The following is an 8,397-nucleotide window of genomic DNA, read 5'->3' as shown; positions in this document are numbered from 1 at the left end:
CGGTCGGCCAGCTCGGCGGCGTCGACCGCGCGCGGCGTCTCGTAGTAGCCGTGTTCGACCGCCGCCCGCAACGCGGCCGCCTGCTCGGACGGAAGTCCCGAATCGAGTTCGTCGCTCGCCGCTCCTGCATCCTCCCTCGACGACCCGGCTTCGCTGATCCGTCGGATATCCATCCGGGCGGCGTCGCCGACGGCGCTCTCGACCGCGTCGAGGAAGCCGCGGACGTCGCTCCCGTCGGTTCCGGCGTGGATCATGCGCCAGCGGTACTCGCGCCTCCGGTGATCGGTCTCGAAAAGGAGGCCCTCGCCGAGGTGGTCGAACGCGAGGTGCGGCACGGAGGTGCAGGTCGGCGTGCGCTCCCAGTATGAGTAACAGACGAGGGTATCGTCCGTGTGTTCGAGCACCCGCGTCGTCTGGGTCGCGCCGCACGGCTCGTCGGCGAGACAGTCCGCGTAGTAATCGGCCGTCAGGAACGCGTCCTCGAGCGCGTCGAGCGTCCCCGGCGTCCCCGTCGCGTGGTCGACGCGCCAGAGGCTCTCCCGGGTGGCGTGTAGCGACAACGACCGTACTCGTGCGTCCGGGTCGGCCGAAAGCACGTCGGCGACCGCGTTCGACTCCGGTTCGTACGTCAGCGAGAAGACGAGTTCGCGCACGGTGACTCCCCCTCCACTGCTCACCGCGCGAGCGGCATGTTGTAGCTCGTCTCCTCGGCCATCACGAGCTCCCACGTCGCCTCGCACTCACAGGAGACCTGCTCGAAGACGCTCGGGTCCTGTCTGAGATCGAAGTCCTTGATCGCCGTCTGGACGCGGTCGTCACACTCGCCGCAGTTGTGCGCGCCGCGATCGGAGCCGTGTCCGACCGGGTCAGAGACGACGATGGCGTCGACGTCGGCGGTCGCTTCGAGGACGTGTGCGACCGTCCAGAGCCAAGGCGGCCGGTAGCCGCCCTCGAAGAACAGCTCGTCGACCATCGTGTAGCGCTGGACGTTCGTCGGGTTCATCGAGACGGTGTGACAGCCGTCGACGTCGGCACACCGTCGGATCGAGTCGATCATGTCGGCGGCGGCCTCGGGCTCGGCGAGGAACGGCGGTTTCAACAGGAGGTACGCTTTGATCCCCACGTCGGCGTCGAACTCGCCGTCCGCCGCGGCCGCCTCCGCGCAGGCGTCCTCGAAGTCGGCGAAGTCGAAGTACTTGTTCACGCAGTCGTGGCGCACCCGGTCGGTCGCGGTTTCCAGGCCGACCGCCACGTCGGTCGCAATCCCGTGTGTCGCGAAGTCGGCGATCTTCTCACGGCTCACGAAGTCGGGAAGCGACTCGACGACGATCCGGTCGCGGTCCGCGAACGTCTCGGCGATGGCGCGACGGGTCTCCGCGGGCACTTCGCGCTCATCGAGAAAGGAGCCGGAGGTGTAGATCTTGATCAGCTCGGCCGGCTCGTCGGCGTTCTCCCGTTCGTGGTCGAGACAGGCGTCGATTTGGGTCATGAGGTCGGCGTGGGCGACGCTTCCCCCCTCGACCGACTCGGCGACGTAGCCGCACATGGTACAGCCGCCCGCGCGGGCCCACCGGCAGCCACCGGTGTTCAGAATGATCGTGAGCGAGTTCACCACTCCGTCCGGGGTGTTGTCCTCGTCGATCCAGACGCGGGTCGGCTCCGTCGGGTCGTACGTCTCCGAGCGCTCGGCGCGGATGTCGCGCATGACGGCGTTGTGCGCGTCCATGCCGCGCCCCTGCTCGTACGCCTCGGGGCTCGGTTGGCTCATTGTCGGGGAGAGCGCCCGGACGCGTAAAGCCGTGTCGTCATCGGGGATCCGACCCGTCGCCGCCCGTGTCCCGAAACGCAAAGCCCATCGCCCGGACGGTGGCTCCCCCGGCGGTCGCCCCGACGGCATTTATGAAGACGTCCCGCCACGCGAACCCGCGCCACGGGATCGCCGCTTGGACGACTTCGATCCCGAGCCCGAACACGGTCGCGACGGCGACGGCGACGACGAGTCCCCGGACCGTCCGGCCGGTCGCTCGCGTGACGAGCGCGGCGAGGACGGCATAGCCCACGAGGTGGAACGGGTCGGTGAGCCCGATCGGACCGAGTGGTTCGAACGGGACGAACCCACCGTTCGCCGAGGAGGCACCACCCGATCCGGGAATGGGAACGACCGAGGAGACGAACACGACGGTGGCGAACGCGACGGCTGGCCGCCACGCTTCGAGCCGGTCGATCCGTCCCGTAGATGACGGCGATCGATCGGTCACTCCCGACCGTTCGCGACCGAGCCGGATAGGGTTCGTGGACGAGCGTTCGATCGGGCACCCGTTGCTCCCGTGTCCCTGATCGACGAACGAAACCACTCGACAACACGCACGGGGCTGAACCGCCGGTATCGACGACGAAACCGCCGGACCGTGAACGGTTTCGGTCCGAGAACCAGTCTCCGTATTTATATATCCCAACCGATCACGTCGATCGGGACGTAACTGGAAAAAGCTTCGGATACACGTGAAGACCTAACACGCTGTGGTCCGTCTATAACGAACGAGCATTACATGACTGAAATGGGTGGCTACAGGGACCGAGTCGCACAGGTCGACCTCGACGCGAGCGAGGTCAATTATCACGGGATCGACCAAGAGGACGCTGAGAAGTACATCGGCGCGCGCGGGCTGGGCGTGAAGTACGTCTTCGAGAAAGGACCGGACGTGGACCCGATGGGACCGGAGAACCGGCTGGCGTTCATGACCGGCCCGCTCACGGGGACGCAGACCGTGATGAGCGGCCGGATCGCACTGGTGACGAAGTCCCCGCTGACGGGGACGGTCACCGACTCACACCACGGCGGCTGGTCCGGAGCGCGGCTCAAGTGGGCCGGCCTCGACGGGATCCTGCTCGACGGCGAGAGCGAGGACCCGGTGTACCTGTTCGTTGAGGACGGAGACATCGAGGTACGCGATGCCTCCCACGTATGGGGGATGGGCGTCCACGACACGATCGAGACGCTCGGTGAGGAGGTCGACGGCTCCGTCGGCAAGAACGTCTCCGTGATGGCGATCGGACAGGGCGGGGAGAACGGTGTCCGCTACGCCTGCGTGATGAACGAGGACGACCGCGCCTCGGGCCGCGGGGGCACCGGTGCGGTGATGGGCTCGAAGAACGTGAAAGCGGTCGTCGTGAAAAGCGGCACCCGGATGCCGAAACCCGCCGACCCCGAGACGTTCCAGAAGGGGTACCAGCAGGCGATGGAGGTCATTCGCGAATCTGACGTCACCGCGCCCAACGAGGGTGGGCTGTCGATGTACGGTACCAACGTCCTGATGAACGCGACCGAGGAGATGGACGGACTGCCGACGAAGAACGCGAAGTTCACCTCCACGGAGGCGTACAACGACGGCGAAGGGATCGACATCGACGCCGAGCGGGTCTCCGGCGAAAACGTCCGCGAGAACATCCTCGTCGATGAACCGACGTGTCACTCCTGTCCGGTCGCCTGCAAGAAGGAAGTCGAGGTACAGATGCATCACAAGGGCGAGGAGATGAACGTCCGCACGGAATCATACGAGTACGAGTCCGCGTGGGCGCTCGGCCCGAACTCCGGGCACTCCGACCGCGACGAGATCGCCCTGATGCTCCAGCGGTGTAACGACGTCGGCGTCGACACCATCGAGGTCGGCAACACGATGGCGATGGCGATGGAGATGACGGAACAGGGGAAACTCGACGTCGGGATCGACTGGGGCGACTCCGAGCGGATGATCGACCTCATCGACGAGATCGGGAACCGGTCGACCGAGCTCGGCGACCTCCTCGCTGAAGGACCCGACCGGATCGGTGAGCGGAAGGACGCCCACGACAACAAGCTCTCCGTCAAGGGCCAGAGCATCGCGGCGTACGACCCGCGCTGTATGAAGGGGATGGCGATCGCGTTCGCCACCTCGAACCGCGGCGCGTGTCACCTCCGCGGGTACACGCCCGCGGCCGAGATCCTCGGGATCCCCGAGAAGGTCGACCCCTACGAGTGGGAGGGGAAAGGCGAGCTCACCGCCACGTTCCAGGACCTCCACGCGATCTCCGACTCGTTCGACATCTGCAAGTTCAACGCGTTCGCGGAGGGGATCGAGGAGTACGTGCTCCAGTACAACGGGATGACCGGCCGCGACGTCACGGAGGACGAGCTGTTCGAGATCGGCGAGCGGATCTACAACCTCGAACGCTACTACAACAACCTCGCCGGCTTCGACGGCGAGGACGACACGCTCCCCGGACGGTTCGTCGAGGGACACCCCGACGCGATCCCCGGACAGGGTGCGAGCGAGGGCGAGCTCGCCGAGCTCGACCTGATGAAAGACGAGTACTACACGCACCGCGAGTGGATCGACGGCGTCGTCCCCGACGAAAAGCTCGACGAACTCGGGATCGACATCGGCCCCGGAACCGGCGTCTCCGCCGGCGACTCCGCCGCGCCCGCCGACGACTAAACTCCTTCCGGTCCGAGCCGTTCTTTTTATTTATCCGCGCCGGAAGCCACCAGTATGGTCCACGATCCGCTCTCCCCCGGCGAGGCGGCCCGAACCCCGCTCGGAATCGGCCTCCTCGGGATCAGCCTCCTCACGTTCGTCTACTCGCTCGTGATCGTCGGGCAAATACTGGTCGGCTTCTGGTCGCTCGTCGCGCTGGGCGGGGCCTACCTCACGTACCGCACCCTCGCCGTCGCCGACTCGTTTGCGGATGCTGCCCAGCGATACGCGGCCGTCCGCGAGCGCGAAGCCGAGGCCGACGAAGCGGACCGGGCGAGCTCGCCCGACGGCCGCGGGGAGATGGGTGCGTCTCGGACGACGAGTCGACTCACGGAGCGGGAGGAGTAGCCCGGACCGTACTATAAGTAGGTAGACGGGGATCTGACCCCTATGAACAGTCGGCACCTCGCGGCGATCGGAACCGGCCTGACGACGTTCCTCGTCGTCACCGCGGCCCTGACGTCCGTCCTCGCCGCCCGGATCGCGTTCTCCGCGATCGTCGCGCTCCCGGTCGGCGCGGTCGCCGGCGGGGTCGTCGCCGTCCTGACGTGGCTCCGGTTCCCGGACGACCCCGATTCGAGGCCCGCCCTCCTCGGCGGGGCCGCGATCGGATACACCGTTCTCGGGGGGCTGCTCGTCCAGTACGCGGTTCCGGCGGCTCGTGGGCTCTTCGATCTACAGGGCCTGTTGGGGATCGCGGGTGTTATCGGGGTCGTCGTCTTCCTCGCGGTCTGGCGGTTCCCCGAGCGGTTCGACGGATGAGCACCCCTGTCCTCGCCACTCTCGCCCGTGCCGATGGCCCTCTCTCTACCCGTGCCGATGTCCCTCTCTCCCTCTACCCGTGCCGATGGCCCACCTGGTTTCAGCTCCACCGTCCACGGAACCGACCCGTCGCTCACGCGAACACGACGAACCGGAACAGCCACAGCGTCACCATCCCCACGGCGATCGTCGCGAACACGTTCTCGGTGCGCCACGCGACGATCCCGGCCGCGATACCCGCGATCAGTCGCTCGTCGGCGAGGGTCGCGACGACTCCCGGCCGAACGGTGAGCAGGTCGGGGACGACGAGCGCCGCGAGGACGGCCGGCGGCACGTACCGAAGCACCCGCGTCACCCGCGGCGGGACCTCGTCGATACGGCCGAACAGGTGGATAAAGGAGAGCCGGAAGCCGTAGGTCGCGACCCCGATGACGAGGATCGCGACCCAGATCCGGGCGGCACCGGGCGAGCCGGGGTCTCCCGCGAGCGCCACGAGCGCCGTCGGATCGACGGCGGCTGTCATGCGATCACCTCCTCGGCGACGAGCCCCGCAACGATCCCCGAGAGCGCGCCGGCTAGCAGGCCGAGATTGAGCGGTAGCCCCGCGGCGACGACCGCGACCGCCCCACCGGCCGCCCCGGCGACGGTCGTCGGCCGGTCCTTCATCGCGGGGACGAGAAGCGCCAAGAAGACGAGCGGGACGGCAAACGTCAGCCCCCACTCCTCGGGGACGCCGGCACCGAGCACGACGCCGACGACGGTTCCGACCTGCCAGACGAGCCATAGCGACCCAGCAGCCCCGAGGTAGTACTTCCAGCGGCTCCGGTCGTCGTGCTCTGCGAACTCCGCCACGGACAGCGCGTACGCCTGGTCGGTGAGGACGTACGCCAGCGCCGCGCGAACTCGGCGGCCGTATCGAGCGAAGTGCGGCGCGATCGACGCCGAGTACATCACCATTCGCAGGTTGATCACCACGGCGGTCCCGATCACGACCGCGAGCGGCGCGTTCGACCCGAGCAGGTCGAGCGCGGCGAGCTGGGAGGCCCCCGCGAACACGATCACGGAGAGGCCGACCGCCTGGGTGAGGGTAAGCCCCGCTTCGACCGCGGCGATCCCGGCGACCAGTGCGAACGGAACGATCCCGAGCAGCAGCGGCGAGACGTCCCGGATCCCCGCCCGCAGGTCCTCATTCACGTCCCGGTCCTCCCCGACCGGCTTCCGGATCGGCGAGAGCCCGCCGGTCGGTCACGGTCATTCGCGCGGGTAGGGGTGTTCGTCGTACTTCGCCGCGAGGTAGTCGGCGTGTTCCAGCTTGGTCGTCGCCTTCCGGACGGTGCCCAGAAGCGAGTGGATCTCCCGTTCGGTGGGGTGAGCCCGTCCCAGCAGACGGCGCACCAACAGCGCGTTCTTCTCCTGTCGGTGCGACCGCTGCCCGGTCGCGTCGAGGAACTCGCCGAAGCGGTCGTGGAGCCGCTCGATGTCCTCCTCCGGCGCGCGCGTAACCGACGCGTCCGGTAGCTGCGTCTCCTCGACGGTCAGGTCGCGGAGCTCGTACAGGAGCACCGTCGCCGCCTGTCCGAGGTTCAACACGGGGTAGTCATCGGCCGCGGGGATCGAACACACCTCGTCGAGCCGGCTGAGCTCGTCGTTGTTGAGGCCGCGCCCTTCACGACCGAAGACGATGGCGGTGGGGGCGTCGACGGTCCGCAGCGACTCTCGCAACTCGACGGGTGTCTTGAACGGCCACCGCTCGTGTCTGCGGTCGTCCTCGCCGGTGATCGCCGTGGTGCCGACGGTGTGGTAGTTCTCGACGACCTCGTCGAACGTCACCTCCTCCGCGTTCGGGAGGACGTCCTCGCGGGCGTGACCCGCGAACCCGTACGCCTCGCCGTCCTCGGAGAGCTCCGGCGGGTCGACGAGCTTCAGGTCCGACAGCCCGAAGTTCTTCATCGCCCGGGCGATCGTGCCGACGTTGCCGGGCGTCTCCGGCTCGACCACGACGACGACCGGCTTCGGGCGAGTGTCGCGTGTCATCGGTCGGAGGGGTACTCCGTGGAGAGGTCGACGCCCGCGTCCTGGAGGTCGGTCTCGCTGACGGGTTCGTCGTCCGGGTCGTTCACGCGCTCGTCCGCCGACCCCTCACCGGCGAGCTCCCGGATGTCGATCCGGTCGCCCTCGAACCCCTCCTCGACCCGGCGCTGGATCTCCTGTTGGTCGGGGAGATCGGGGAGCGCGTCCGGGTCTTCGTCGATGTGCTCGATAGCGGCGTACCCGTCGGGGGCCTCGTTGCCGGCGGCGACCCACTCGTGAAACCGGTCGCCGAACTCGATCGTTCCCGCGTGCTCGCTCCCGCCGGCCTCACGGAACCAGTAGACGAAGTCGGGTTCGTGTGCCGGACACAAGAGGACCTCCCCCCGCGGTTCGCCGTACACGATCTCCGCCTGGTTACAGCGGTGGATCTCGTCTTCCCCGTGTTCGAGGTAGCAGGCGTCACACGGCTCCTCGACGAGCGCGACGAGCCGCACGAGGCGTTCCCGGGGCTCCTCGGGGATCTCCTCCAGCGGCTTCAACTCGCCGTTCTCGGTGATGATCTCGTCCTCGTCGAACCGCCATCCGCGGAGGCCGACGCTCACTTTCGCCATGATGGCGGATAGAGCCGGCGCGGATAAAAGCGCGTCCTTCGCGGCTCCGCGGACGGTTTATCCACCGTTCCGGACGCTACCGACGCTCCCGAACCCTCACCACCTATCGGCCGCTTCGGACGCTCACCACGTCGTCAACGCGGCCCGGCCGTGATCCCGGGCTAGGATCGCGAGGAACGCGAGCACCCCGGTGATCGCGAACGCGCCGCCGACGTAGAACACGGCGGCCATGCTCACTTCGACCATCAGCCAGCCGGCGATGAGTGGGCCCGCGACCGACCCCGGTCGCCACACCAGCTCGCGGATGCCGAAGCTGGAGGCCACGCCGCCCTCGTCGGTCCCTTCGTCGGCGAACAGCGCCATGCTGGCGGGCTCACGGAACGAGTCGGCGACACCGAGCAGCCCCGAAAGCGCGACCAGCGGCAGGTACGCCGGCGGCAAGTCTCCGAGGATCGGGAGCGTCACGTCGGCCCCGAGCG

At 68.0% G+C, this 8,397-nt stretch carries 10 protein-coding genes and 1 pseudogene; 3 read left to right on the top strand and 8 right to left on the bottom strand.

Going from position 1 to position 8,397, the window contains the following annotated elements:
- The 3 genes from ACFQEU_RS07985 to ACFQEU_RS07975 all read right to left on the bottom strand — a co-directional run.
- A partial coding sequence (locus ACFQEU_RS07985) for a helix-turn-helix domain-containing protein (RefSeq protein WP_379780975.1) occupies positions 1-653 on the bottom strand: 653 nt, incomplete at its 3' end.
- A 20-nt stretch (positions 654-673) separates the two neighbouring features.
- Positions 674-1,768 (bottom strand): archaeosine biosynthesis radical SAM protein RaSEA, encoded by a 1,095-nt coding sequence (locus ACFQEU_RS07980; protein ID WP_379780973.1) that lies wholly within the window; start codon positions 1,766-1,768, stop codon positions 674-676.
- Between the two features lie 37 nt (positions 1,769-1,805).
- The gene (locus tag ACFQEU_RS07975; RefSeq protein ID WP_379780971.1) at positions 1,806-2,258 is read right to left on the bottom strand and encodes a VanZ family protein; all 453 of its coding nucleotides are present in this window, start codon (positions 2,256-2,258) and stop codon (positions 1,806-1,808) included.
- A gap of 291 nt (positions 2,259-2,549) precedes the next feature.
- On the opposite strand from ACFQEU_RS07975, the gene ACFQEU_RS07970 reads away from it, so the two are divergent.
- From ACFQEU_RS07970 to ACFQEU_RS07960, 3 genes are read left to right on the top strand one after another with little or no spacing between them, the layout of a single operon-like run.
- Entirely contained in the window at positions 2,550-4,475 is a 1,926-nt protein-coding gene (locus tag ACFQEU_RS07970) for an aldehyde ferredoxin oxidoreductase family protein (RefSeq protein WP_379780969.1), read from the top strand.
- Positions 4,476-4,529: 54 nt separating this feature from the next.
- Complete coding sequence (locus ACFQEU_RS07965) at positions 4,530-4,862, top strand: DUF8066 domain-containing protein (RefSeq protein WP_379780967.1); 333 nt, start codon at positions 4,530-4,532, stop codon at positions 4,860-4,862.
- A gap of 42 nt (positions 4,863-4,904) precedes the next feature.
- Complete coding sequence (locus tag ACFQEU_RS07960; protein ID WP_379780965.1) at positions 4,905-5,276, top strand: DUF8147 domain-containing protein; 372 nt, start codon at positions 4,905-4,907, stop codon at positions 5,274-5,276.
- 133 nt (positions 5,277-5,409) lie between these two features.
- On the opposite strand, the gene ACFQEU_RS07955 is transcribed toward ACFQEU_RS07960, so the two are convergent.
- From ACFQEU_RS07955 to ACFQEU_RS07935, 5 genes and pseudogenes are all read right to left on the bottom strand, one after another.
- A complete protein-coding gene (locus ACFQEU_RS07955; RefSeq protein ID WP_379780963.1) occupies positions 5,410-5,799 on the bottom strand; it encodes an AzlD domain-containing protein in 390 nt (129 codons plus the stop codon).
- Entirely contained in the window at positions 5,796-6,470 is a 675-nt protein-coding gene (locus ACFQEU_RS07950; RefSeq protein WP_379780961.1) for an AzlC family ABC transporter permease, read from the bottom strand. Before ACFQEU_RS07950 ends, ACFQEU_RS07955 begins: the two co-directional genes overlap by 4 nt.
- 57 nt (positions 6,471-6,527) lie before the next feature.
- Positions 6,528-7,310, bottom strand: a complete 783-nt coding sequence (locus ACFQEU_RS07945) for an RNA methyltransferase (RefSeq protein ID WP_379780959.1) — start codon at positions 7,308-7,310, stop codon at positions 6,528-6,530.
- Entirely contained in the window at positions 7,307-7,918 is a 612-nt protein-coding gene (locus ACFQEU_RS07940) for a hypothetical protein (RefSeq protein ID WP_379780957.1), read from the bottom strand. The genes ACFQEU_RS07945 and ACFQEU_RS07940 overlap by 4 nt, the downstream gene beginning before the upstream one ends.
- Before the next feature lie 123 nt (positions 7,919-8,041).
- Positions 8,042-8,397: pseudogene (locus tag ACFQEU_RS07935) on the bottom strand (MFS transporter); the annotation flags it as partial.

Source organism: Halorubrum tibetense (assembly GCF_042661865.1).
In the GTDB taxonomy this organism is placed as follows: domain Archaea; phylum Halobacteriota; class Halobacteria; order Halobacteriales; family Haloferacaceae; genus Halorubrum; species Halorubrum tibetense.
The sequence above is the reverse complement of the archived record's forward strand: the minus strand, read 5'-3'. Positions and strand labels throughout refer to the sequence as shown.

Coding starts and splice junctions, on each gene's coding strand:
- ACFQEU_RS07980 (WP_379780973.1), bottom strand. CDS start 1,768: ATGAGCCAACCGAGCCCCGAGGCGTACGAGCAGGGGCGCGGCATGGAC.
- ACFQEU_RS07970 (WP_379780969.1), top strand. CDS start 2,550: ATGACTGAAATGGGTGGCTACAGGGACCGAGTCGCACAGGTCGACCTC.
- ACFQEU_RS07965 (WP_379780967.1), top strand. CDS start 4,530: ATGGTCCACGATCCGCTCTCCCCCGGCGAGGCGGCCCGAACCCCGCTC.
- ACFQEU_RS07960 (WP_379780965.1), top strand. CDS start 4,905: ATGAACAGTCGGCACCTCGCGGCGATCGGAACCGGCCTGACGACGTTC.
- ACFQEU_RS07955 (WP_379780963.1), bottom strand. CDS start 5,799: ATGACAGCCGCCGTCGATCCGACGGCGCTCGTGGCGCTCGCGGGAGAC.
- ACFQEU_RS07945 (WP_379780959.1), bottom strand. CDS start 7,310: ATGACACGCGACACTCGCCCGAAGCCGGTCGTCGTCGTGGTCGAGCCG.
- ACFQEU_RS07940 (WP_379780957.1), bottom strand. CDS start 7,918: ATGGCGAAAGTGAGCGTCGGCCTCCGCGGATGGCGGTTCGACGAGGAC.